The sequence below is a fragment of the Polynucleobacter sp. IMCC 30228 genome (assembly GCF_021395205.1).
In the GTDB taxonomy this organism is placed as follows: domain Bacteria; phylum Pseudomonadota; class Gammaproteobacteria; order Burkholderiales; family Burkholderiaceae; genus Polynucleobacter.
This window is the reverse complement of sequence record NZ_JAJVCS010000001.1, coordinates 724478-748086: the sequence shown is the minus strand read 5'-3', so window position 1 is coordinate 748086 and position 23609 is coordinate 724478. Positions and strand designations below refer to the sequence as shown.

Genomic DNA, 23609 nt, shown 5'->3' with positions numbered 1-23609 from the left:
TAAAAGAACCAGTAAAAGTAGCACATGGTTGCACGCCACTGTGAATCGAGTCAGTATGCTCTGGAGCCCCTATAGCAGGTGCATAGTTCACATAATTGTTTGATGGATCGGCAGCATATTGCTTCATGCATCCAACTTCTGCAGCGACGATTGTTGGATCAACAGAAGTTTGCATTGCAGTCGTACTAGTTGAGCTACTTCCCTCACTACAACCAATGATTTGAGCAGTAGTAAAAATTGCAATGATTAAAAAGAAAATAGCTCTCATGTTTTCACCCCATGATTAATTTGATATTCGAAATCTAGAGCGGTAGGCTTAACTAAACGTTAAGGCAGCTCGAAGATCTGTTAAAAAGATTTTACCTAACTCTAGGTATGTATAAAATTCATACTCATATGGCGCTCTATAACTGAACTGGCTGCGTTTAGCGATAGCATCTGCACAACCGTTACTTAAAGTAACGCTCAAAAAAATACCAACCCTAGAGTTGGTATTGTGATTATTGGTGGGCCCACCAGGACTTGAACCTGGGACCAAAGGATTCCGGTTTGTGTTAGTTTCCTAACTCCCTGGACTATGCCTTCATCATATTCAAACTTAACGTCTGAACTTAGATGGGTGCCGTCTAGTCTCTACACGTTCAAAGTAATTTCTTACTAAGCTTCGCTCGGCGTTAGCTTGGGTAGTTATTAAATAAGCTACCTTTAGCTTTCTCCGAATTTGACACCATCCCTTATGCAGTTTCCACGCATAAGGCACAACTTTCGCTATGAGTCCTCTGCTCTAACCAACTGAGCTATGGGCCCTAAAACTCGTACATTAATCTTATTTACTACACACCTTAATACACAGTGTTTTTTACAATTCTTAACTAGTTAAAACCACACAAAAAGCCTATTTACTACACACCTCGGTTTTTGCCCTGGTGTGTAAGCGGTGTGTAGTGAATTTATACCGCCTAATTCACCACTAACCTCTTGAATCTATTGAGGTCTTTGTTACAAGACCCCTAGGGCTTCTTTCTTATGAGTCCTCTGCTCTAACCAACTGAGCTATGGGCCCTAACCTGCCATTGTAATTGAAGGGGCCTTTTAAATACTCAACCCAGAAGGACTTGATGAGTTGTGCATTTAAAAAGATATACATTAGAATATGTATATCTTACAGGAGTAAAAATCATGATCGTGTCCAAATGGGGTAATAGTCTCGCAATTCGTTTACCTGCTCAAGTGATTGAGTTTTTAGAACTTAAAGAAGGTGATGACATTGAAATTCATGTTGCAGATAAAAAACATTTCCAAGTAAAGAAAAAACCTTCATTACAGGATAGGCTTCAAGCTTTGAGAAAATTTCGTGGTCGTATGCCCGCTGATTTTCACTTTGATAGATCTGAACTAAATGAACGCTAAGAAAATATTTTTTGATACCAATACCTTACTGTATTTACTTTCATCTGATTCAAAAAAAGCAGATTGGATTAGTTCAAATCTACAGCAGTCTAATGTGATTAGCGTTCAAGTTCTAAATGAATTTACATCTGCCAGTCTCAGAAAAATAAAAATATCCAATGCCGAGCTAGATGAATTTTTAGATTTATTCACATCCACATTCAATGTGATGACGCTTGATGTGGAAACTTTCAACACAGGATTAATGATTTCCAGGCGATATGGTTATCAACACTACGATTCAATGATTATCGCTGCAGCACTCCAGGCAGGATGTGAGAGGCTTTACTCAGAGGATATGCAGCATCGACAAATCATCAATAAGAGACTGCAAATCGTGAATCCTTTTGCCTAAAGAATTCACGATCATTCTTTGAAAAACGATCAATCTTCCTCAAGGAAGGTTTTAAGTTTATCGCTACGGCTTGGATGGCGCATCTTACGTAAAGCCTTCGCTTCAATTTGTCGAATACGCTCACGGGTCACATCAAATTGCTTACCCACTTCTTCAAGCGTGTGATCGGTGCTCATTTCAACACCAAAGCGCATACGTAAAACTTTTGCTTCGCGGGGCGTTAAAGAATCAAGCACATCTTTCACTACATCACGCATTGAATCATGCAAAGCCGCCTCAGCTGGCGCAAGTGTATTGCCATCCTCAATGAAATCACCTAGATGAGAATCCTCATCGTCACCAATTGGGGTTTCCATGGAGATTGGCTCTTTCGCAATTTTCATAATCTTACGAATCTTATCCTCAGGGATTTCCATCTTCAGGGCTAAAGTTGCAGCATCAGGCTCGTGGCCAGTCTCCTGCAAGATTTGGCGACTAATACGATTCATTTTGTTGATAGTTTCTATCATATGCACAGGAATGCGAATTGTGCGCGCTTGATCAGCGATAGAACGTGTAATAGCCTGACGGATCCACCAAGTGGCATAAGTTGAAAACTTATAACCACGGCGGTATTCAAACTTATCTACCGCCTTCATTAAACCAATATTGCCTTCTTGAATTAAATCTAAGAACTGTAAGCCACGATTGGTATATTTTTTAGCGATAGAAATAACTAAACGTAAATTAGCTACTGTCATTTCTCGCTTTGCTTCACGCGCACGTTTTTCGCCAGCAGTCATTTTTTTATTAACTTCTTTTAACTCAGGCAGCGGCAAGACCACGCGCGTTTGAATATCAATTAACTTTTGCTGTAACTCTTGTACTGCGGGAACATTACGTTCAAGCAGTGCACTATATGGCTTAGATTCTTTTAATAAATTTGCTGTCCACTTCAGGTTCATTGCCATTTTTGGAAATGCATTAATCACTTCACCTCGATTAACGCCGACTTTATCAACCAAGAGGCTAACGATACCCCGCTCTAGCTTCCATACTTGATCTACTTGTGAACGCATGGTGTCACATAATTTTTCTACACTCTTGGCTGTTAGGCGAAAACCGAGCATTTCATTACGGATACTTTCTTGCGCCTTAATATAGGCTGGGCTGTTATAACCATCGCGATCAAAAGCGCGCCGCATTTTATCGGTTTGCGTGCGAATAATGGCAAATTTCTTTAATGAAATTTCTTTGAGTTCTTCAAGCTGTTTGGTGTTAGCCGTACTTGCGCCCCCAGCACCTTCTTCCTCGCCCTCTTCCTCGCCCTCGATGGCATCGAGATCAACTTCAGGTTCTTCTGGGCCAAGCTTGATATCTTCGGCATTTGGATCTACTAATCCATCTACAAATTGATCAATCTCCATTTCGCCAGCAGCAATTTTTTCGGCATTTGCCAAAATTTCACCAATGGTTACTGGGCAGGCTGATAAAGCCATGACCATATCTTTTAACCCGGCTTCAATTTTTTTCGCGATAACGATTTCGCCTTCACGAGTTAACAAATCTACGGTGCCCATTTCACGCATATACATCCGTACTGGGTCCGTTGTTCGTCCAAATTCTGAATCGACAGTTGATAAAGCGGCTTCAGCCTCTTCTTCAGCCTCTTCTTCAGATGCACCTGCAACGCCGTTTTCATTTAATAAAAGTGTTTCTGCATCAGGTGCCTGCTCGTAAACCGTAATACCAATATCATTTAAGAGACCAATTAAGGTTTCTAAAGCATCAGCGTCAGATAACTCATCTGACATCACATCATTCATTTCGCCATGGGTGAGGTAGCCTTTCGACTTACCCATCTTAATTAACATTTTTAAGCGTGCACGCCGCAGTTCCTGCTGCTCTTCGCTACCTAATTGTTGGGCGGCAAATTCTTTTAATAAGGCTTTTTCTTTTGCCTTACGATCGCGCGCTTTTTGGCGGTCTGTGCGAACATCAGTACCAGGCTCAACTACCTCTTCAATTTTAGGCTTGCGGCCACGGACTTTTTTCTCGGCCTCTACTTCAGGCAAAGCTGCTACAGCGACTGCAGCAACCGCCTTCCCTTTTTTTACTGGCTCTACTGCCTTAGCGACATCCTTACCAGCCGGTTTTGCAATAGCCTTGCTCGCCGTCTTGGCTGCGCCCTTCGCAATTACTTTCGCACCACCCTTGGGAACAGCTACCTTACTTGCTGGTTTCTTCGCTGTTACCAGCAGCTTCTTCGGGTGTGGCTTAGCACTTGACTTGCTGCTACCTTTAATCGGGGCCTTAGCAACAGCCTTTGATGGTGTTTTAGCCTTGGCTTTGACGCCAGACTTTACAGGCGACTTTCCCACTGGCTTTTTAGCCTTTGGGCTGATTTTCTGCAGTTTTGTTTTTGCTACAGTCTTGACCGATTTGGCTGCTGGTTTTGCTGCCTTCTTCGTAATTGACTTTTTAGCGACAGTAGCTTTAATTATTTTTTTGGGTTTAGTGGTTGGCATAGGTTAGCGTTTACTTACAATTCTGTTAGGGGATGCCAGTAACCCATTGGCTCTGACGGCGGGCAAATATCCAAATTTCATCAAACTGCAATGCAAGTCATTGAATTACAACAATAATTTTTTCGGGAGCCTTACATTATAGTCGATTGACGGGTTTTTGCCTATCTTCCTACGCAAATCTCAGTTTTTCCCCTAACTCGCGGTAGCGTTTACGGTCATCCTCACTCGCCACATTCTGCGCAATTTTTTGGGCAATTTCGGTCATTTCTTCTTTCAGGTGCAGCAGTTCCAATTTTTTCACGGCGCCATTTAAATCAGCATTTGCTCCCTCTAAATCAAGGTCAGAACCCATTACTCGCTGCCGCAGTATTTCATATAAAGGGGCTAATTCACTACTAGCTAACTGCTCCTGAAATAATGCAAAAGCCGCAGCACCTGCAGCGGGAGCCGCGTCGCCCTGCGCCAAGAACTCAACCAAATCACATTGCTTCAGTAGATCCTCCATTAAGCCTAAAGTTTTCGCTGAGCGTTGCTGTGCTGACTTAAGGATTAATTGTCTACGACTTAAATCAAGCCCTTTACCCAAGTGCGGAAACTGAATTAAGACCCGCAAAATTTGCTCTGCTAAATCAGTTGGTGCTTGTGGCGGCATCACTGCTTGCGCAACATTTTTGCGCTGTCCACCTTTACCTGATTGCCAGGGGGCAAATGAGTCGCGCCCTGGTCTCGTGCCTGAGATATTGGCCTGCCAATAAGGCGGGCGACTTTGGGCATTACCTTGCGCTTGACTAGAATTTTGTTGGGCTGTTTTAGAAACTTGCGCTAAACCACAAAAGGCCTCTAATTCAGGTGGGGTGGTCGCCGTACGTAAAGCAACTTCACGTAAAATTTGCGTACGTAAAGCAATCGGCGCCATCGATAACAACAATGGTTTACTAGCATGATGTATTTTTGCCCGACCCTCGGGTGTACCCAGATCTTGCTCTTCGCTCACTGTTTTAAAAAAGAAACTCGATAAAGGCATTGCCTCTTTAATCGCCTTATCAAAAGCTGCAGCACCAAAGGTGCGGACATAGCTATCAGGATCATGCTCGGTCGGTAGAAATAAAAAACGAATTTCTTTATCGTCAGACATCAGCGGCAAAGAAGCTTCGAGTGCGCGTTGTGCTGCGCGCTGACCAGCAGCATCGCCATCAAATGAAAAAACAATGCGGTCGGTTTGGCGCAATAAAGCCCGCACGTGATTAGCAGTACAAGCCGTTCCTAAGGTTGCAACAGCATTACCAAAACCTAATTGCGCTAAAGCTACTACATCCATATAGCCTTCACAAACTAATACAAATTCTTTTGCACGAATCGCTTGGCGCGCTTCAAATAGGCCGTATAAGGTATTACCCTTCGAGAACAAAGGCGTTTCAGGTGAATTTAGATATTTAGGCTCGCCTTGATCTAAGATGCGCCCGCCAAATGCAATAGTTTGTCCCTTCGGATTGCGAATGGGAAACATAATGCGCTCGCGAAAGCGATCGTAACGTTTACTATCATCGCCTTCACTTTGAATGATTAAACCGCCCTCTAATAATATTTTGGCAATCTCTTCATTGGAGTACACACCAAATACTGCCTCTAGGCCCTGCCAACCATCAGGTGCATACCCCATCGCATACCGTTTGGCAATTTCACCGGTTAAGCCGCGGCCCTTCAAATAATCGATGGCACGAGGAGCAACTTTTAATTGCTGCTGATACCAATCAGCAGCCAAAGTCATCACTTCGCTTAAGGCCAGCGCTTGTTTTTGTCTAGCTACATCCAGCAATGTGCGTTCTTCACGTGGCACCGTTAAACCAACTGAGCGTGCCAACTCTTCAATCGCTTCGATATAGCCAAGACCCGAATATTCCATCAGAAAACCAATCGCCGAGCCATGAACACCACAACCAAAGCAGTGATAAAACTGTTTAGTAGGTGAGACAGAAAACGAGGGTGATTTTTCTTGATGAAACGGACACAAACCTTGATAGTTTGCACCCGCTTTTTTTAATTGCACATGTTGACCAACAACATCAACGATATCGATTCGATTAAGTAAATCGGCGATAAACGATTGTGGAATTAAGCCCACGGTTTAGCCTAGGGTCATGATGGATTTAAGGCGACCTTTACCATTGCCGAAACTGCACCCATATCAGCCTTACCGGCTAATTGCGGTTTGAGTGCACTTATCACCTTGCCCATTTCTTGCGGACTGCTGGCGTTTAGTTGGGCAATTGTGGCTCGAACAATTGCCGTCACTTCATCAGTTGATAATTGAGCTGGCATATAGCCTTGCAAAATTGTTTGCTCCAACGCCTCTATTGCTACCAAATCAGAGCGACCCGCTTTTTGAAACTGTTCAATCGAATCTTTTCTTTGCTTGATTAATTTTTCCACTATTGCCACCACTCCAGCATCATCAACGACGACGCGCTCATCGACTTCACGCTGTTTAATGGCTGCCAATAAAAGACGGATAGTATTTAAGCGAGCCGTTTCTTTAGCCCGCATCGCGTTTTTCATATCTTCGGTAATTTGTTCTTTAAGGCTCATGCTGTCACTCTCCTAAATACCTATGAATATAGTAATACCAGTGCACTACAAAGCAAAAACCCGCTGCGTATGACCGTCAGCGGGCTTAAAACATCGACTTGAAAAATTAACTCAGCAAATAAATGGATGAATAAAGACTTATTAGAACAGCTTCTTGGGCAACATTTGACTGCGCAAACGCTTGTAATGGCGTTTAGCGGCGGCGGCTTTTTTGCGCTTACGCTCAGCCGTAGGCTTTTCGTAAAATTCGCGTGCGCGTAAATCGGTTAAGAGGCCATTTTTCTCAATGGTGCGCTTAAAACGGCGCAATGCCACTTCAAATGGCTCGTTTTCGCGGAGGCGGACTGTTGTCATGCTGTTTAACTCGTTTATGCTCGAAAATGATTGAAAATTTACAGAATCACGGATTCTAGCACGACTAGGCATAAAAATGATTGTTTTGGGTATCGAAACCTCTTGTGATGAAACGGGTCTAGCCGTCTATGACACGGCCCCCCTCGAAGCCGGGCTCCCCGCGGCGCTAGGCATTATGGGGCAAGCGCTGCATTCCCAAATTGCCATGCACCGAGATTATGGTGGGGTAGTGCCTGAACTAGCCTCGCGCGACCATATTCGGCGTATTTTGCCCCTTCTAGAACTAGCCCTAGAGCAGGCTAAGCTAGATTTAAAGGCCATAGACGCTGTGGCATATACCCAAGGGCCTGGCTTAGCGGGGGCACTTTTAGTGGGCAGCGCCTTTGGTCAATCGCTAGCACAGGCACTACAAAAGCCGGCATTAGGCATCCACCATTTAGAGGGCCACTTACTTTCCCCTCTTTTGGGCGCCGCTAGTGATGGCGTACCAAACTTTCCCTTCGTAGCCCTCTTAGTTTCGGGTGGGCACACTCAATTAATGTGGGTTAAAGCCGTGGGGCAATACGAACTTCTAGGCGAAACTCTCGATGATGCTGTTGGTGAAGCTTTTGATAAAACAGCCACTCTTTTAGGATTAGAGTACCCCGGGGGAGCTGCAGTATCTAAATTAGCCACACTAGGTAAAGCGGGTCGCTTTAACTTGCCGCGCCCCATGCTTCATTCAGGTGATTTAGATTTTTCATTTTCAGGACTTAAAACTGCAGTACTTAATCAAATAAAACAACATTCACAATTTGCAAGTGCAACTGCTGCAGACGACTTTCGGGCTGACTTAGCGCATGCGTTTGTGGAAGCGGCAGTCAGCGTCTTGGTTAGTAAAACTGCCAAAGCAATGGAGTTAACAAACTGTCGTGATTTGGTCTTAGCTGGCGGAGTGGCCGCGAACATCCAACTGCGCATGGCTCTGCAGACGGCAGCAAAGGACCAGCAATTTCAAGTTTTCTATCCCCCCCTTGAGCTTTGCACTGATAACGGCGTGATGATTGCTTTTGCTGGCGCAATGCGCTTACTCACTCAGCCCCACTCAGAAACGCAAACTGACCTTGCTGGAGCCTTTAACGTTAAGCCGCGCTGGGACTTGGCCCAACACAAGTAATGCGGGCAAAAGCGCTGTGATTGTGAATCGATTCAAAATTTTCTGCGTCGACAGTGAAACCACGTATGCGCGCATCTTGTTGCAAACGCCCAGCCACATCACGAACTAGGTCTTCTACAAATTTCGGATTATCGTAAGCGTGCTCGGTGACCCACTTTTCATCAGGACGTTTTAATAAACCCCACAACTCACTCGAGGCCTCGGTCTCGGCGATCGTAATTAACTCTTCTACTGTCATGATGGCTTGCGGATCTAGTGCCACTGTCATGGTGACATGCGAGCGTTGATTATGAGCACCATAATCGGAAATTTCTTTTGAGCACGGACATAAGCTCATCACTGGCACGATGACATGCAATATTAAAGTCGTGGTTACTGCGCCCGCTTGCGTACCCAACTGATTTTTTTGGATTTGTGCAGTCCACGTCACCTCATAATCCATCAGACTCTCAACGGCAGAAACGGGTGCTTGTTTTTGTACAAAGTGCGTATAGGTAAATTGAATCATGCCTTGTTCGGCTTGTAATAACGGTAACATTTGCTGCGTCATCGTTACTAACGCGCTACTATCCATCGCGGTATTTTGGGTTTGTAAGAGCGCAATAAAACGTGACATATGCGTGCCCTTACTAGCAGCTGGCAACGCGACGCTCATCGTAAAGTTTCCCACAGTAGGAAAGGTGCCGCTAGCAGTACGAATCGTTAAGGGATGGCGAATTCCCCGAATGCCAACTTGCTCAATCGGCATCGCCCGCTCATCAGCAGTTGACTGCACATCAGGCATGGTGCGATTTTTGAGGAAAGAGAGGTTTAAATCATTCATTGCACTATTTTCAAGGAAAATTGGGTTCTTTGCCATCTCTGGCGTCAGATTACTTACTAAGCGACTGTGCCAATGGCTGAATTTGTGCCCTAATGGCACTGGGAAAGCGCTTGGCAATAGCTGCGCCAATGCCTGCTGCATCAAGGCCACACTTCGCCATTAACAAGTTATAGTCGCCATGCTCAATAAATTCATCTGGTAGGCCTAGTTGCAATAAGGGTTTATTGATTGCCATGGCGGTTAAGGCCTCTAAGCAAGCGCTACCTGCGCCCCCCTGAATTGAACCATCTTCAAGTGTGACCAGAAAATCATGCTCAAGTGCGACTTTTTTTAATAATTCAGTATCTAGAGGTTTGACAAAACGCATATTCACTACAGTTGCATCACAGTCTTCTGCGGCTGTCAGGGCTGGATACAGCAACGTACCAAAACTCAAAATTGCGAGCCGATTACCAACTGCTGCGCCAGTTTGCCGACGAATCTCGCCCTTACCCAAAGGCAAGCTACGCAACTCTTGCGGCGGCGTACGCCCGACACCAGCGCCTCTTGGATAACGCACGGCACTAGGATGAGGTTGATGAAAAGCCGTTGTTAGTAAGTCACGGCACTCGGCTTCGTCAGCAGGTGTCATGATGAGCATGTTCGGAATACAGCGTAAAAATGGAATGTCGTACGCCCCCGCATGAGTCGCACCATCTGCACCCACTAAACCTGCTCGGTCTAAAGCAAACACGACTGGTAAATCTTGAATGGCAACATCATGAATCAACTGGTCATAGGCCCGTTGTAAAAAGGTTGAGTAAATTGCTACCACCGGTTTCAGTCCTTCGCATGCCATACCAGCAGCGAAGGTAACCGAATGTTGCTCAGCAATGCCCACGTCGTAATAGCGCAATGGAAAGCGTTTTTCAAATTCAACTAAGCCCGAGCCCTCGCGCATCGCTGGCGTAATACCCACTAAGCGCGAGTCAGCCTCAGCCATATCGCAGAGCCATTCACCAAATACTTGGGTAAAGGTTTGCTTGCCTACCGCAGCCGGCTTAATGCCCTCTTCATGATTAAATTTTCCTGGGCCGTGATACATCACGGGGTCGGCCTCGGCCAATTCATAGCCTTGACCTTTGCGCGTAATCACGTGCAAAAACTGTGGGCCGCCGCCCTCTAGGGCTAAGCGTCGCAGATTTTGTAACATCGGTAATAAGGTATCTAAATCATGTCCATCAATTGGGCCGAAATAGGTAAAGCCAAATTCTTCAAAAATTGTCGAGGGAGAAACCATTCCCTTAGCGTGATCTTCTAGTCGCTTGGCAAATTGCCGTAAAGGTGGCGCCATTGATGAAAGCGCGCGATCAATACCCTTTTTTGTAGCTGAATAAAATTGGCCGCTGAGAAGGCGCGCTAGATATCGATTTAAAGCGCCAACTGCTGGTGAAATCGACATATCGTTATCGTTCAAAATCACGATCAAGGGTAAATCTTCATAAATACCAGCATTGTTCATCGCTTCATAGGCCATGCCTGCACTCATTGCGCCATCGCCGATTACCGCGACTACCACGCGCTTTTCACCTTTGGTTTGCGCTGCCCTTGCCATGCCAATAGCAGCAGAAATGCTAGTGGAAGAGTGGCCAGTGCCAAAGGTATCGTAGTGACTCTCAGCGCGCCGAGGAAAACCCGATAGGCCACTAAACTGCCGCAATGAATGCATGCGCTCACGGCGCCCCGTTAAAATTTTATGGGGATAACTTTGATGACCCACATCCCATACCAAGCGATCTTCGGGAGTATTAAAAACATAATGCAACGCTACGGTTAACTCAACTGCGCCCAAATTAGATGAAAAATGTCCGCCTGTTTTAGAGACTGACTCAACAATAAATTGCCGTAATTCCTCGGCTATTAGGGGCAGTTCTTCGCGCGACAATTTTCTCAGGTCGCTGGGGTCATTAATAGTGGGCAAAATCATCTTCATTAGTCTATTTTCTACGATTTACAACGAATTCAGCCAAGCCACGTAAAGCATCTGCTGCCGAGCCGAAAGCATCAATACTTGCTAAAGCTTGTTGGTGCAGCTCTTGAGCCTGTCTTTGAGCGTAGTCTAAACCCATCAGGGTTACATAGGTCGGCTTATCGTTCGCAGCATCTTTACCAGCCGTTTTACCAAGGGTTTGACTATCTGCGGTGGCATCAAGCACGTCATCAACTATTTGAAAAGCTAAACCCAAGGCGCTAGAGAATGTCGTCAAAGCACCCATTTCAGCTTGAGATAAATTTGCAACCAATCCCCCCATTTGTACCGCGCAAATAAGTAATGCGCCCGTTTTCATTTGATGCATATTCTGTAAACCCGCTAAATCGAGTTTAGCGCCAATACTATCTAAATCAATTGCTTGTCCACCAGCCATGCCGCGCGATCCAGCTGCACTAGCTAAGCTAGTAATTAACGCCAGACGCATCTCGCAATCGCCAGGTGCTTGAGCCAATATTTCAAAAGCGCGGGTTTGCAAAGCATCACCCACTAGAAGAGCGGTAGGCTCATCAAAAGCTTTATGCACTGTAGGTCGGCCCCGACGTAAATCATCGTCATCCATACAGGGCAAGTCATCGTGCACTAAAGAATAGGCATGCATCATTTCAATCGCTGCAGCTGCAACATCGAGCAGATTTGCGCGTTCGCTATTGGCTTGAGTCCCGCTTGCACTCGCGCTAGGCTTGCCAAGTTCACCAGCAGCATAGACCAATAGTGGTCGCATGCGCTTGCCACCCCCTAAGCTGGCGTATAGCATCGCTTCATGTAAACGCTGTGGCACGGTTTGAGCAACCACTAAATGCTGTACTAGTGTTGCTTCAGCACGAGCCGAGTATGTTTGTACCCACGCCTCGAAATTAAATGGGTTCATGCGACTCGTTTCTAGTCCTCAAAAACCCGCACCTGCTGCTCTACCTGCGTCAAGACAGCTTGACAATGCTTAAGAAGAGCGGCACCCCGTTGATAAGCCAACAAGGTTTCCTCTAAAGAAAGCTTGCCAGACTCCATATCGGCAATGAGTTTTTCTAAATCTTTCAAGGCCTGTTCGTAGCGCAAATTGGGATCAATTGGACTCTGCAATGCTGCACTTGCATGAGCCGGTTTTTTAGCAGGCATAACTTGCTCCCCTTGATGAAATAAGGCAAATAATGGTGAATAAACCCCCATCTTAAAGGTAAACCAAACCAAAGCCCCTAAAGTCGTAGGTATAATCCATGCCTTCCTTTCCAATATCGATTCGTCGATGGTTGGATTGGTTGTTCCGCTTAGCTTCGGCTGACTTTTTCGGGGGTGGGGAGAATGACTAATCTGGCTACCGCGCAGCAACTTGCGCCGTCCAAACTGCAATTGCCTGTAACGGCCTATTTTGACCTTGATTTATATCAACGTGAAATCGACTTGCTATTTAAGCAAGGGCCTGCATATGTAGGTCACGAATTAATGGTGCCCGAGCTAGGCTCGTATCAAACCTTACGGGCTGAAAATGAAGGTCGCTTGTTAGTGCGGAATGCTAATGGCGTTGAACTTCTTTCAAATGTTTGTCGCCATCGCCAAGCGCTGATGCTCAATGGTGCAGGTCGAGTAGAGTCGATCGTATGCCCCTTGCACCGCTGGACTTACGATTTAGAGGGTGAGCTTTTAGGCGCACCCCATTTTGAAAATAAGCCGTGTTTACACTTAGGTAAATCACCCTTGCAAAATTGGCAGGGCTTGTTGTTTGAAGGGCCACGCGATGTGCATGCCGATTTAGGCCGTCTTGGCGTCGCTGCTGATCTCGATTTCAGCGGCTACCTGCTCGATCATGTTGAGGTACACGAATGTAATTACAACTGGAAAACCTTTATCGAGGTTTACCTTGAAGATTACCATGTAGCCCCGTTTCATCCAGGGCTTGGAAAATTTGTTGCTTGTGAAAATTTGCAATGGGAATTTGGTGATTGGCATAGCGTACAAACTGTTGGTATTCATAAAAATCTCAGCACTCCTGGCACTCAAACTTACCGCGACTGGCATGAAGCGGTCTTGCGCTATCACCACGGTAAGTTGCCGCAATATGGAGCAATTTGGCTTACTTACTTTCCCAACGTGATGGTTGAATGGTATCCGGGTGTGTTGTGTATTTCCACCCTACAACCGCTTGGACCTCAGCGCACGCGCAATATTGTCGAGTTTTATTATCCCGAAGAAATTGCTTTATTCGAGCGTGAATTTGTTACTGCTGAACGCGCCGCCTATATGGAAACCTGCCTTGAAGATGACGAAATTGCTGAGCGTATGGATGCAGGTCGCGCGGCTTTAATGGCGCGCGGAATAAATGAGGTTGGGCCCTATCAAAGCCCGATGGAAGATGGCATGCAACACTTTCACGAATGGTACCGCCGGACTATGAATTTGGAGAATCCAACATGAGCCAACCCTTAATTACTGCCAATCAATTAGAAGAATTACTCAATACCGGGGCAGACGTTTTACTCTGCGATTGTCGCTTTGATCTCACTAAGCCCACTGCAGGACGTGAAGCGTATCAAATGAGTCACATCCCTGGCGCTATCTATGTTGATCTCGATCAGGATTTATCTGGTCCGCAAACTGGTACCAATGGCCGGCATCCCTTACCTACTCCTGAGGTCTGGGCCAAAACCCGCCAACGCCTTGGCATTAAGTCAAATCTTCAGGTTGTTGCCTATGACAATCAGGGCTCAGTGTTCGCCAGTCGTCTTTGGTGGATGTTAAGAGCAATTGGTCATACTCAAGTACAAGTACTTGATGGCGGTCTCGACGCTTGGAATGGTGCGATTGGCAGCAAGCCACGCCAACCCATTGCTTTAGGAAGTATGCCAAGTGCCCTACCGTATAGCGATTTAGTGCTAGTTGATGAGCTTGTAGCAAATCTAGCTAATACAGAATCTGCGGCGGCGCACCTGGTTTTAGATGCCCGTACACCCGATCGTTTTCGTGGGGAAAATGAAACCCTTGATCCCGTGGGTGGGCATATTCCAGGCGCCACTAATCGTTGCTTTAAAGAAAACTTACGGGCCAAACAATTTAAAACAGCGGATGAACTGTATCGCGAATTTAGTATTTTATTGGCTGGTAGATCAGCGAAAAGTATTATTCACCAATGCGGTTCTGGCGTCACTGCTTGTCATAATCTCTTAGCCATGGAAGTAGCTGGCATAAGAGGCTCCCAACTCTATGCTGGTAGTTGGAGTGAATGGTGTGCAGATTCGCGGCGACCTATCGCGACAACAGAATAACAAGCCCAATACCGCAGCCGATTAACATAATTTGCCGTAGGGATTCTCGCCAATATGGACGGCGATGCATTTGCGGAATTAAATCACTGACAGCGATATAGATAAAACTGCTCGAAGCGATCACCAAAAGGTAGGGCATGATATGGTGTGCACGCTCTAAAAAAAAGTAGGCTAAGACCCCGCCTAACACTGCGAGTGAACCACTAATTAAGTTATAAAGTAAAGCGCGAGCTTTAGAGAAACCGGCATTGAGCAAGACAATAAAATCGCCTACCTCTTGCGGAATTTCATGAGCAATGATGGCTAGCGCTGTAAAAATGCCGACTTGCATGTTCGCCATAAAAGCGGCTGCAATTAGCACGCCATCGACAAAATTGTGTAAACCGTCGCCCACCAAAATGGTCCAACCACTACTACCCGCCATTTCCGCATCATGACCTTGATGATGATGATGCCCATCACCTTCATGGTGGTGACTATGCCGTAATAAGGCAATTTTTTCTAACAAAAAAAACCCGAGCAAGCCCATTAGCAAGGCAGCAAATAAAATAGATGGGTTACTGTTTGGCATGGCAAAGGCTTCTGGCAAAGAATGCAAAAATGCAGTAGCCAATAAAATGCCGACCGAAAAACTGACCATGGTGTCGATCATCTTGCTTAAAAAACCTAAAGACAAACTAGCGGCAATTAAAACGCTGGCTAAACCCGCTAAAGCAGTAACTGCAATAATGAGTTGGAGGGTACTCAACCCATTCATGCCACGCCGTTTTGCTTAAACCAAGCCAAACATTTGGCCCACCCATCGGTAGCGGGCCCAGCGCGATACGACTCACGATAGTCAGCATGAAAGGCATGTGGCGTATCGGGATAGACCTCAATTCGCGAAGCCTTAGCTGCGGCATTTGTCGCTGCCGCTGTAGTTAAAGCAGCACGCATCTTTTCTACCGTATCGAGAGGAATGCCGGTGTCTGCACCACCATATAAGCCGAGTACAGGCGCTTTTAATTCAGCAGCAATATCCACTGGATTACGCGGACTATTAGGCGTGGGTACACCGACTAAGCGCCCGTACCAAGCAACGCCAGCGCGCACCTCTGGCAAAGTAGCGGCGAGCCAGGTAATGCGACCGCCCCAACAAAAACCGGTAACACCAACTCGCTTCACATCGCCACCATGGGCTCCTGCCCAAGCTATAGCCGCTTTAATATCAGCCATTACTTCTGCGTCCGGCGTCTTGGCAACAATATTACTCATAATTTCGGCTACGGTACCAAAGGTATTGGGATCACCTGCGCGAGCAAAAAATTCTGGCGCAATCGCGAGGTATCCCAGCTTGGCAAAGCGCCGCACCACATCAGCAATATGCTCATGCACACCAAAAATTTCACTAGTCACAATGATAATCGGCAATGGAGCGGAGGATTTAGATGGGCGTGCGACATAGAGCGGTACCTTTGCACCAGCAACCAAAATTGTTTGCTCGCTGGCTTCAATCCCCGTAAAGTCTGTTTGAATCGCTGCCGCTAACACAGGCTGCGATGCGGTCACAAAACCGACACCCAGACCACTGATGGATACAGCTGAAACTGCTGAAGCAGCAGAAGCTACTGAAGTTTGCATAAATTGCCGCCGTTGATTTTGCATTTTCTTTCCTTAAATTTAGTTACCAACTATCTTGATCTATCTACTTAATGCGCCTCTTCCCTAATGCGCCTCTTCCCAATTATTGCCCATACCAATACTGACCACTAGGGGTACGCGTAATTGTGCCACTGAGCCCATTAAATCTGGCAATGCTTCACGTAAACGATCTAATTCGGCATATGGCGTATCAAATATCAATTCATCATGCACCTGCAAAAGCATACGAGTTTGTAATTGCTCTGTTTCGATCCACTGTTGTACGGCAATCATCGCTAATTTAATTAAATCGGCAGCAGTACCTTGCATTGGTGCATTAATCGCAGCGCGTTCGGCACCCTGTCGCCGCGGCCCTGAACTTTTTATTTCAGGTAGCCATAAGCGCCGACCAAAGACAGTTTCTACATAGCCGCTTTCTCGCGCCTCAAGTCGTGTGCGTTCCATATATTGTGCTACTCCTGGGTAGCGCTCGAAATAAGTATCAATGTATTGTTGCGCAGCTGCCCGCTCAATACCAAGATTACCTGCTAAGCCAAAGGCACTCATGCCATAAATTAAACCAAAGTTAATTACCTTGGCATAACGCCGTTGTTCTGCGGTAACCGTATCTAAGGGAATACCAAAGATTTCGGCTGCAGTGGCTTGATGCACATCTAAGCCAGCAGCAAAAGCAGCGAGTAAGTTTTTATCTTGCGCAATATGCGCCATGATGCGCAATTCAATTTGGGAATAATCGGCAGAAACCAACTTGCAACCTTCGGCAGCAACAAAAGCCTCTCGAATACGTCGACCCTCTTCAGTGCGCACCGGAATATTTTGTAAATTGGGCTCGCTCGAGGCCAAGCGCCCTGTGACAGCCACCGCCTGAGAAAAATTGGTATGTACCCGTCCAGTTTTAGGATTGACCATACGTGGTAATTTTTCAATATAGGTCGACATCAACTTCGCTAAACTGCGGTAATCTAATATACGTGCAGGCAAAGGATAATCTTCAGCTAATTTTTGCAACACTTCTTCATCGGTTGATGGTGCACCTGCCGGCGTTTTTTTAATCACAGGTAATTGCAACTGGCCAAATAAAATCTCGCCAATTTGTTTGGGTGACTGAATGTTAAATGGCTGCCCTGCTAGTTTGTGTATTTCTGTCTCGAGGGATAAAAGGCGTTTACCCACGGTTTGCCCTTGCTTGGCCAATAAGGCTGTATCGACCTTGATGCCATTAGTTTCCATAATGCCGAGCACGCGCATCGCCGGTAATTCGATTTGTTGATACACATAGCAAAGCCCTGCATTTTCAGCAATTTGGGGCCATAAAAATTGGTGTAAGCGCAAGGTGATGTCAGCATCTTCAGCAGCATAGTTGCAAGCCGTGGCTAAATCGACTTGATCAAAGCCAATTTGATGTACGCCTTTGCCGCAAACTTCTTCATAGCGAATGGTCTTAATGCCTAAATGCCGCTCGGCCATACTATCCATATTGTGGGGTAAGTGCGATTCCAATACATAGGATTCCAACAAGGTATCGAATGCAATTCCCTGCAAGGTAATGCCATAGTTAGCAAAAATATGTGCATCGTATTTCAGGTTCTGCCCTACCTTTGCTTTGCTGGCATCTTCTAACCAAGGCAATAATCGCTCTAATACCCAAGCCCGGTCGAGTTGGGTTTCGCCAGTGCGATGCGCAACGGGAATATAACAAGCCTTCCCCGCCTCAACTGAAAAGGAAATTCCTACTAGCTCTGCTGCAAGCGCATCTAAGCTGGTAGTTTCTGTGTCGACCGCAACGAGTTGAGCTTGTTGAAGCTTGGCTAACCAGCGTTCAAAATGAACTTTATCAACCACGCATTCGTACTGACCTTGCAAAATATCGGCACGCACTGTCGTAGTTGTAGCCACCACACCCTCAGCAAGTTCAAGGACTTCGCCGCTTAACTTGCCAGTATCTGGAGCCACCTCTCTTAACCACGTTTTAAAAGCATAACGCTCAAACAACTCCCGTAACTTTGACGCATCTTCTGTGCCTGCATGAAGATCATCTAAACCTGGTAAATGGGGTGATAAATCGCAGTCGGTTTTAATCGTAAGCAATTCACGGGCTCGCAATAACCACGGTAAGCTAGCGCGTAAATTATCACCGACCACGCCTTTAACTAAATCGGCTGAAGCCATTAAATTATCCAAATCGCCATACTCTGCTAACCACTTATTGGCAGTCTTCGGGCCTGCTTTGGGGACCCCAGGGACGTTATCCACACTATCACCAATGATCGTGAGGTAATCAACGATGCGTTCCGGCGGAACACCGAATTTATTTATCACGCCAGCAATATTCAAACTTTCATTGGTCATGGTATTAATTAATGAGACGGAAGAATTCACTAATTGGGCTAAATCTTTATCACCAGTAGAAATAATTGTTTCCCAACCAGCTGCACTGGCTTGGGTTGCCAACGTACCAATTACATCATCAGCTTCAACGCCTGAAACCATCAAGATAGGCCAACCCATCGCCCGCACCATCGCATGGATTGGCTCAATTTGCTTTACCAAGTCTTCGGGCATCGGTGAGCGGTTGGCCTTATATTGCGCATACATTTCATCGCGAAAAGTTTTGCCCTTGGCATCAAAGACACAAGCCAGATGATCGGCCGCAATATCTGTTCGCGCCCGCCGCAGCATATTGACCATGCCATAAATAGCCCCAGTTGGCTCACCTGCCCCATTGCGTAAATCGGGCATGGCATGAAAAGCCCGATAGAGGTAGCTAGAACCGTCAATTAATAGGAGTCTGTGTTTAGTCATACCGCAATCGTACAATCTAGTTGCCTAACACTCATAAATAGAGGATTTTAAAGATGCGCCAACATCGCTTGACCCGCCTTCTAGCAAGCTTGGCATGCCTTTTAGGCTTTTTCTGTGGTGGGTTCTTTGTAGTGCCAAACCTAGTTTTAGCGCAGCCAAACGCTGCTCAAGCGCTTAGCGCTGATGATTTACAGCAGATTAATGAAAAACCCATCTCTGCCAATGCAAAAAATACGAGTAATACTGGCGGTAAGCTCAGCCACCAGCCTGCTTTTACCCATACCAGTTCAAATGGCACGCAAATTACCGAATTTCGTGACGCACATAGCCCTACCAGCGTTCAGGTTAAAGGCGCTTTAGGAACCTACGATATGTCTCACCCGTCCTCATTAATGCCGGGCGCACGCGAGCCTGCCACCACCATCCTCAGTGTGCCAAGCTTGAGTCTGCCGCTAAAGTAAATTCGTTCGTCACTATGGCCGTTTATACCCCCCTTACCATGACAGAAATCGCACCTAGAATCGAGCGCGATTGGTCGATTGGCAAGGTAACAGGTTTACGCGGAATTCATGGGGGGATAGAAAACTCTAATTTTTTTCTGGAAGTGGCACAAGCAGGGCATCAGCAAGAATATGTACTGACGATTTTTGAGCGCTTAACTGCTCAGCAATTACCCTACTATCTTGAGCTCATGTTGCATTTGGCTAACAAAGGCATTCCGGTACCTAAACCTATCGCCAATCGCGCCGGAGAACTGCTTTTGACTCTCCATGACAAACCCGCTGCCATTGTGACTAAATTAGCCGGTCAATCCCACTTACAGCCCACTGTTGAAAATTGTGAAATGGTGGGCGTGATGCTTGCTAAGATGCATTTAGCTGGGGTGGATTTTCCGCTAGAGCAAGCCAACTTACGCAGCTTAGTTTGGTGGCAAGAGACTGTGCCAGCAATACTGCCGCATATTACTGCTCAACAGCAAATGCTACTAAAAACTGAATTGCAATTTCAAGAGGAATTTTTTTCCAGCACTGATTATGCGCAATTACCTCAGGGTGCTAGCCATTGCGATTTATTTCGCGATAACGTACTGTTTGTCGAGCAACAACAAGAAACGCAGTTAGGTGGGTTCTTTGACTTTTACTTTGCAGGTACTGATAAATGGTTATTTGATCTTGCGGTTACCGCCAACGACTGGTGTCTTGGCCCCGACCATGCCGATTTAGATGAACAGCGCCTCACTGCCCTGATGAATGCCTATCAAACTATTCGCCCCTTGGGTGCAGGCGAAAAGCGCAGCTGGTCTGCTATGCTTCGTGCTGCTGCATTACGCTTTTGGATTTCGCGCTTATGGGATTTGTATTTACCCCGCAACGCGCAAATGCTTACCGCACATAATCCTAATCACTTTGAGTTGATCTTACATAGTCGTCGCAAGCAAACAAATAATCTCTTATGAAACTAAATCGTGTTAATGCCCAGCAAGGCTATGTCTGGATTCGTCAAGGCATTTGGCTGTTTAAACAAAACCCCTTGGGTTTTTTAATGCTAGTTTTTTTATATATTTTCTTAGTCCAGCTAGCTATTTTGATTCCGATTATTGGCGTCTTTGCAATTTTACTGATTACCCCCTCCTTGCAGTTTGGTTTCATGACCGGCTGTCGCCAAACAATTCAAAAAATTCGGCTTTCGCCTTTGGTTTATTTAGTTGGGCTGCGCTCTTCGGGGCCCGTGGTACGAAAAAGACTCTTACAGCTTGGGCTGATTCACACTAGCTTAATTTTAGTCTTGAGTTTTATTGCCAGCTTCTTTGTAGACGTTCAATTACTCTTACCTGCGCTTACTGGCGATAAACCTCTGGGTATCGAGATTATCAAGCAGATGTATGTCGTCTTAGGTATTGTGGTGGCCCTCTATATTCCGATTGGGATGCTGATGTGGTTCTCACCAATTTTGGTGGGATGGGAAGATATGCCTGTAACGCAAGCACTTTTTTCGAGTTGGATTGCATGCTGGAGTAATCGCTACGCATTTATCATTTATCTGCTTATTTGGGGCGCGCTTCTAGTGGCAGTTCCTTTGCTTCTCAGTACCGTGTTTGAGGCGCTCAATATTAGAGAGGTCGGCTCATTCGTGATTGCCCCAATTTCAATGGCTTGTATGACAGTGCTGTATTGTTCAGCATTTGCTACTTGGAAAAATTGTTTTACTGATAGTGCAGCTACCGCTAACCCCGATGAGATTGGTGCTTAACTAACGGCAACGTAGCATTAGCCATGAATTCTTAATCAATCGCTGCTAACTTGGCAATACTCAATTGCAACCATTTCACACCGTGACGCTTGAAATTAATTTGAGCACGCGCATCAGCCTCTAGGCCCTCGAGGGCAGTAATACGCCCCTCACCAAACTTTGTATGGAAAACCTGCTGGCCAACCCGAAAGGGATAAATATCTCTTGCTGGTGCAGTCATGCGGGGAATATTGCTACTCAAAGCGCTATGCGCTAGCCGAGGCTTACGCGCAGTAGGGCTTTCTTCGTAATCAAACACCTGACTGTCATCACTATCATGCGAGTAACCGCTTTTCCAGGTACCCCCTCCGCTCCGTCCTCCACCCCAACGTGCATCTTTCATTTTGGGGGTAAGCCATTTCAAACACGCTGTCGGTAATTCCTCTAAGAAACGTGACGGCATGTTGTAACGTACTTGACCATGAAGCATGCGTGATTGGGTATGTGATAAATATAAGCGTTCTTTAGCGCGCGTAATTGCCACATACATGAGGCGCCGCTCTTCCTCTAAACCATTATTTTCATTAATACTATTTTCATGAGGAAATAAACCCTCTTCAAGCCCAGTAATAAATACCGCAGTAAATTCCAAGCCCTTGGCAGAATGGACGGTCATGAGTTGAATAGCATCTTGCCCAGCTTGCGCTTGGTTATCTCCAGCCTCTAAGGAAGCGTGCGCTAAAAAAGCGGCTAAAGGCGACATCTCTAAAGTGCCGGCATCGTTTTCACTTGGCGGTGAAGCGGCCTGCGCATTTTGCCCAAAACCCTCCTCGGCAATAAAAGCAGTGGCTGCATTTATTAATTCTTGTAAGTTTTCAACTCGATCTTGACCTTCGCGTTCGCTTAAGTAGTGCTGAATTAAACCGCTATGTTGAATTACAAACTCGACTGTTTCTGGAAGGGTGTTGTGCCGAGTTGCTTCGCGCATGTGATCGACGAGGCGCACAAAGCCACCCAAGGCCGCGCCAGCCTTGCCTTCGAGCGTGCTAGCGGCCGAGTACAAGGAACATTGTTGCAATTGCGCTGCATCTTGTAGCGCCTCAATACTTCTCGCACCAATTCCCCGCGTGGGAAAATTCACTACGCGAGAAAATGAGGTATCGTCATTGGGGTTTTCAAGTAAGCGTAAATAAGCTAGCGCATGCTTCACTTCGGCGCGCTCAAAAAACCGTAAGCCACCATAAACTCGGTAGGGCAAACCAGCAGAAAACAAATTATGTTCAATAATGCGTGACTGAGCATTACTTCGGTAAAGCAAAGCAATCTCGCTGCGACTGATACCGCCATTAATCAGCCCCTTGATTTCGTCAATGAGCCAAGCGGCTTCCATACCATCGCTCGCTGCTTCGTAAATCCGCACTGGCTCCCCATGACCTGCATCCGTGCGTAAATTTTTTCCTAAGCGCGCAGTGTTATTAGCGATTAAGTGATTCGCGACATCTAAAATATTGCCATGCGAGCGATAGTTTTGTTCTAACTTCACCATGAATGGATGAAATTGGTTTTCATATAAACGCATGTTTTCTACATCGGCACCGCGAAAGGCATAGATGCTTTGGTCATCATCGCCAACCGCAAAGACCGAACTTGCACTAGCGCTAGCACGACCACCTTCATGGCCAGAAAGGAGCTTTAACCACGCATATTGCAAAGCATTAGTGTCTTGAAACTCATCAATCAAAATATGGCGAAAGCGCTCTTGATAATGGGTACGAATTGGCTCGTGGTGCTGTAATAATTCATAACTACGTAATAACAATTCAGCAAAATCAACTACACCTTCGCGTTGACATTGCTCGTCATAAGCCGCGTAAAGCTCAGCCATCCGATCTTGAAAGGCGTCACCTGAATGTAAATCTTTAGCCCGCATGCCGCGCTCTTTCGCATGGGCGATGAAGTATTGCAATTGTTTGGGCGGGTATTTTTCATCATCGACCTTAAGCCCCTTTAACAGGCGCTTAATCGCTGACAATTGATCTTGGGTGTCGAGTATTTGAAAGGTCGATGGCAAGCCCGCATCACGATGATGGGCGCGCAATAAACGATTACATAAGCCATGAAAAGTACCAATCCACATCCCGCGGGTGTTAATGGGCAAGATCGCCGCTAGGCGAATCATCATTTCTTTGGCTGCTTTATTGGTAAAAGTGACTGCCAGCACGCTAATGGGCGAAGCTTGACCCGTTTGAATCAGCCAAGCAATGCGCGTGGTGAGCACGCGGGTCTTGCCACTTCCAGCGCCCGCCAAAATTAAAGCGGAGCGTGAACGGCCCTTTTCATCGCTTGGCGGCAGTGTGACTGCTTCGCATTGTTCGGGATTCAGGTTGGCGAGCAAGTCAGAGTACATTAGCCCAATTATAA

The 23609-nt window shown here is 46.1% G+C and carries 21 protein-coding genes; 8 read left to right on the top strand and 13 right to left on the bottom strand.

Annotated elements, in window-relative coordinates; translation table 11 throughout:
• The coding region (locus LZT21_RS03850; RefSeq protein ID WP_233989248.1) for a hypothetical protein at window positions 1–268 on the bottom strand (268 nt) is incomplete at its 3' end.
• 911 nt (window positions 269–1179) lie between these two features.
• Here LZT21_RS03850 and LZT21_RS03845 point away from each other — a divergent pair.
• Together LZT21_RS03845 and LZT21_RS03840 are read left to right on the top strand one after the other, a co-directional pair.
• The gene (locus LZT21_RS03845) at window positions 1180–1410 is read left to right on the top strand and encodes an AbrB/MazE/SpoVT family DNA-binding domain-containing protein (RefSeq protein WP_233925028.1); all 231 of its coding nucleotides are present in this window, start codon (window positions 1180–1182) and stop codon (window positions 1408–1410) included.
• Entirely contained in the window at window positions 1400–1804 is a 405-nt protein-coding gene (locus tag LZT21_RS03840; RefSeq protein WP_233925030.1) for a PIN domain-containing protein, read from the top strand. The genes LZT21_RS03845 and LZT21_RS03840 overlap by 11 nt, the downstream gene beginning before the upstream one ends.
• Before the next feature lie 29 nt (window positions 1805–1833).
• Here LZT21_RS03840 and rpoD read toward each other — a convergent pair whose 3' ends face one another.
• The 4 genes from rpoD to rpsU all read right to left on the bottom strand — a co-directional run bounded on the left by rpoD (window position 1834) and on the right by rpsU (window position 7251).
• Window positions 1834–4311 carry an RNA polymerase sigma factor RpoD gene (gene rpoD, locus LZT21_RS03835; protein ID WP_233989247.1) on the bottom strand — a complete coding sequence of 826 codons (2478 nt, stop codon included), beginning with the start codon at window positions 4309–4311 and terminating at the stop codon, window positions 1834–1836.
• A gap of 169 nt (window positions 4312–4480) precedes the next feature.
• Window positions 4481–6433: a DNA primase gene (gene dnaG / locus LZT21_RS03830; RefSeq protein ID WP_233925034.1), complete on the bottom strand. Its 1953-nt coding sequence runs from the start codon at window positions 6431–6433 to the stop codon at window positions 4481–4483.
• A gap of 14 nt (window positions 6434–6447) precedes the next feature.
• The gene (locus LZT21_RS03825) at window positions 6448–6897 is read right to left on the bottom strand and encodes a GatB/YqeY domain-containing protein (RefSeq protein ID WP_233925036.1); all 450 of its coding nucleotides are present in this window, start codon (window positions 6895–6897) and stop codon (window positions 6448–6450) included.
• A gap of 141 nt (window positions 6898–7038) precedes the next feature.
• A complete protein-coding gene (gene rpsU, locus LZT21_RS03820; protein WP_233925038.1) occupies window positions 7039–7251 on the bottom strand; it encodes a 30S ribosomal protein S21 in 213 nt (70 codons plus the stop codon).
• 76 nt (window positions 7252–7327) lie between these two features.
• On the opposite strand from rpsU, the gene tsaD reads away from it, so the two are divergent.
• Complete coding sequence (tsaD, locus tag LZT21_RS03815) at window positions 7328–8407, top strand: tRNA (adenosine(37)-N6)-threonylcarbamoyltransferase complex transferase subunit TsaD (RefSeq protein WP_233989246.1); 1080 nt, start codon at window positions 7328–7330, stop codon at window positions 8405–8407.
• Here the strand turns inward: tsaD and folE2 are convergent.
• The 4 genes from folE2 to xseB are packed head-to-tail and all read right to left on the bottom strand — an operon-like array spanning window position 8373 to window position 12375.
• Window positions 8373–9230 (bottom strand): GTP cyclohydrolase FolE2, encoded by an 858-nt coding sequence (gene folE2, locus LZT21_RS03810; protein WP_233937515.1) that lies wholly within the window; start codon window positions 9228–9230, stop codon window positions 8373–8375. The two genes, tsaD and folE2, sit on opposite strands and share 35 nt — an antisense overlap.
• A gap of 49 nt (window positions 9231–9279) precedes the next feature.
• Complete coding sequence (dxs, locus tag LZT21_RS03805) at window positions 9280–11196, bottom strand: 1-deoxy-D-xylulose-5-phosphate synthase (protein WP_233937516.1); 1917 nt, start codon at window positions 11194–11196, stop codon at window positions 9280–9282.
• 10 nt (window positions 11197–11206) lie between these two features.
• Window positions 11207–12130 (bottom strand): polyprenyl synthetase family protein, encoded by a 924-nt coding sequence (locus LZT21_RS03800; protein ID WP_233925041.1) that lies wholly within the window; start codon window positions 12128–12130, stop codon window positions 11207–11209.
• A gap of 11 nt (window positions 12131–12141) precedes the next feature.
• On the bottom strand, window positions 12142–12375 hold the full coding sequence (gene xseB / locus LZT21_RS03795; protein ID WP_233925042.1) for an exodeoxyribonuclease VII small subunit: 234 nt from the start codon (window positions 12373–12375) through the stop codon (window positions 12142–12144).
• A gap of 183 nt (window positions 12376–12558) precedes the next feature.
• Between xseB and LZT21_RS03790 the strand changes: the two genes are divergently transcribed.
• Together LZT21_RS03790 and LZT21_RS03785 are read left to right on the top strand one after the other, a co-directional pair.
• Window positions 12559–13668 carry an aromatic ring-hydroxylating dioxygenase subunit alpha gene (locus tag LZT21_RS03790; protein WP_233925043.1) on the top strand — a complete coding sequence of 370 codons (1110 nt, stop codon included), beginning with the start codon at window positions 12559–12561 and terminating at the stop codon, window positions 13666–13668.
• Window positions 13665–14516, top strand: coding sequence for a sulfurtransferase (locus LZT21_RS03785; RefSeq protein ID WP_233989245.1), 852 nt, complete (start codon window positions 13665–13667; stop codon window positions 14514–14516). Before LZT21_RS03790 ends, LZT21_RS03785 begins: the two co-directional genes overlap by 4 nt.
• Here LZT21_RS03785 and LZT21_RS03780 read toward each other — a convergent pair.
• From LZT21_RS03780 to polA, 3 genes are all read right to left on the bottom strand, one after another.
• On the bottom strand, window positions 14497–15273 hold the full coding sequence (locus LZT21_RS03780) for a ZIP family metal transporter (RefSeq protein WP_233925046.1): 777 nt from the start codon (window positions 15271–15273) through the stop codon (window positions 14497–14499). The genes LZT21_RS03785 and LZT21_RS03780 overlap by 20 nt on opposite strands.
• The gene (locus tag LZT21_RS03775) at window positions 15270–16136 is read right to left on the bottom strand and encodes a dienelactone hydrolase family protein (protein ID WP_370634774.1); all 867 of its coding nucleotides are present in this window, start codon (window positions 16134–16136) and stop codon (window positions 15270–15272) included. Before LZT21_RS03775 ends, LZT21_RS03780 begins: the two co-directional genes overlap by 4 nt.
• Window positions 16137–16220: 84 nt before the next feature.
• Window positions 16221–18959 carry a DNA polymerase I gene (gene polA / locus LZT21_RS03770; RefSeq protein WP_233989244.1) on the bottom strand — a complete coding sequence of 913 codons (2739 nt, stop codon included), beginning with the start codon at window positions 18957–18959 and terminating at the stop codon, window positions 16221–16223.
• 53 nt (window positions 18960–19012) lie between these two features.
• Here polA and LZT21_RS03765 point away from each other — a divergent pair, with 53 nt between their 5' ends.
• From LZT21_RS03765 to LZT21_RS03755, 3 genes are read left to right on the top strand one after another with little or no spacing between them, the layout of a single operon-like run.
• The gene (locus LZT21_RS03765) at window positions 19013–19420 is read left to right on the top strand and encodes a hypothetical protein (protein WP_233925051.1); all 408 of its coding nucleotides are present in this window, start codon (window positions 19013–19015) and stop codon (window positions 19418–19420) included.
• Window positions 19421–19434: 14 nt separating this feature from the next.
• On the top strand, window positions 19435–20415 hold the full coding sequence (locus LZT21_RS03760) for a homoserine kinase (RefSeq protein ID WP_233925053.1): 981 nt from the start codon (window positions 19435–19437) through the stop codon (window positions 20413–20415).
• Window positions 20412–21209, top strand: coding sequence for a BPSS1780 family membrane protein (locus LZT21_RS03755; RefSeq protein WP_233925055.1), 798 nt, complete (start codon window positions 20412–20414; stop codon window positions 21207–21209). Before LZT21_RS03760 ends, LZT21_RS03755 begins: the two co-directional genes overlap by 4 nt.
• A 31-nt stretch (window positions 21210–21240) precedes the next feature.
• Here LZT21_RS03755 and LZT21_RS03750 read toward each other — a convergent pair whose 3' ends face one another.
• Window positions 21241–23595 (bottom strand): UvrD-helicase domain-containing protein, encoded by a 2355-nt coding sequence (locus LZT21_RS03750; protein ID WP_233989243.1) that lies wholly within the window; start codon window positions 23593–23595, stop codon window positions 21241–21243.
• Window positions 23596–23609 lie beyond the last annotated feature (14 nt).

What these genes read in the sequence shown, in the direction of transcription:
- LZT21_RS03845 (WP_233925028.1), top strand. Translation starts at nt 1,180, where the DNA reads ATGATCGTGTCCAAATGGGGTAATAGTCTCGCAATTCGTTTACCTGCT.
- LZT21_RS03840 (WP_233925030.1), top strand. Translation starts at nt 1,400, where the DNA reads ATGAACGCTAAGAAAATATTTTTTGATACCAATACCTTACTGTATTTA.
- rpoD (WP_233989247.1), bottom strand. Translation starts at nt 4,311, where the DNA reads ATGCCAACCACTAAACCCAAAAAAATAATTAAAGCTACTGTCGCTAAA.
- LZT21_RS03825 (WP_233925036.1), bottom strand. Translation starts at nt 6,897, where the DNA reads ATGAGCCTTAAAGAACAAATTACCGAAGATATGAAAAACGCGATGCGG.
- rpsU (WP_233925038.1), bottom strand. Translation starts at nt 7,251, where the DNA reads ATGACAACAGTCCGCCTCCGCGAAAACGAGCCATTTGAAGTGGCATTG.
- tsaD (WP_233989246.1), top strand. Translation starts at nt 7,328, where the DNA reads ATGATTGTTTTGGGTATCGAAACCTCTTGTGATGAAACGGGTCTAGCC.
- folE2 (WP_233937515.1), bottom strand. Translation starts at nt 9,230, where the DNA reads ATGAATGATTTAAACCTCTCTTTCCTCAAAAATCGCACCATGCCTGAT.
- dxs (WP_233937516.1), bottom strand. Translation starts at nt 11,196, where the DNA reads ATGATTTTGCCCACTATTAATGACCCCAGCGACCTGAGAAAATTGTCG.
- LZT21_RS03800 (WP_233925041.1), bottom strand. Translation starts at nt 12,130, where the DNA reads ATGAACCCATTTAATTTCGAGGCGTGGGTACAAACATACTCGGCTCGT.
- xseB (WP_233925042.1), bottom strand. Translation starts at nt 12,375, where the DNA reads ATGCCTGCTAAAAAACCGGCTCATGCAAGTGCAGCATTGCAGAGTCCA.
- LZT21_RS03790 (WP_233925043.1), top strand. Translation starts at nt 12,559, where the DNA reads ATGACTAATCTGGCTACCGCGCAGCAACTTGCGCCGTCCAAACTGCAA.
- LZT21_RS03785 (WP_233989245.1), top strand. Translation starts at nt 13,665, where the DNA reads ATGAGCCAACCCTTAATTACTGCCAATCAATTAGAAGAATTACTCAAT.
- LZT21_RS03780 (WP_233925046.1), bottom strand. Translation starts at nt 15,273, where the DNA reads ATGAATGGGTTGAGTACCCTCCAACTCATTATTGCAGTTACTGCTTTA.
- LZT21_RS03775 (WP_370634774.1), bottom strand. Translation starts at nt 16,136, where the DNA reads ATGCAAACTTCAGTAGCTTCTGCTGCTTCAGCAGTTTCAGCTGTATCC.
- polA (WP_233989244.1), bottom strand. Translation starts at nt 18,959, where the DNA reads ATGACTAAACACAGACTCCTATTAATTGACGGTTCTAGCTACCTCTAT.
- LZT21_RS03765 (WP_233925051.1), top strand. Translation starts at nt 19,013, where the DNA reads ATGCGCCAACATCGCTTGACCCGCCTTCTAGCAAGCTTGGCATGCCTT.
- LZT21_RS03760 (WP_233925053.1), top strand. Translation starts at nt 19,435, where the DNA reads ATGGCCGTTTATACCCCCCTTACCATGACAGAAATCGCACCTAGAATC.
- LZT21_RS03755 (WP_233925055.1), top strand. Translation starts at nt 20,412, where the DNA reads ATGAAACTAAATCGTGTTAATGCCCAGCAAGGCTATGTCTGGATTCGT.
- LZT21_RS03750 (WP_233989243.1), bottom strand. Translation starts at nt 23,595, where the DNA reads ATGTACTCTGACTTGCTCGCCAACCTGAATCCCGAACAATGCGAAGCA.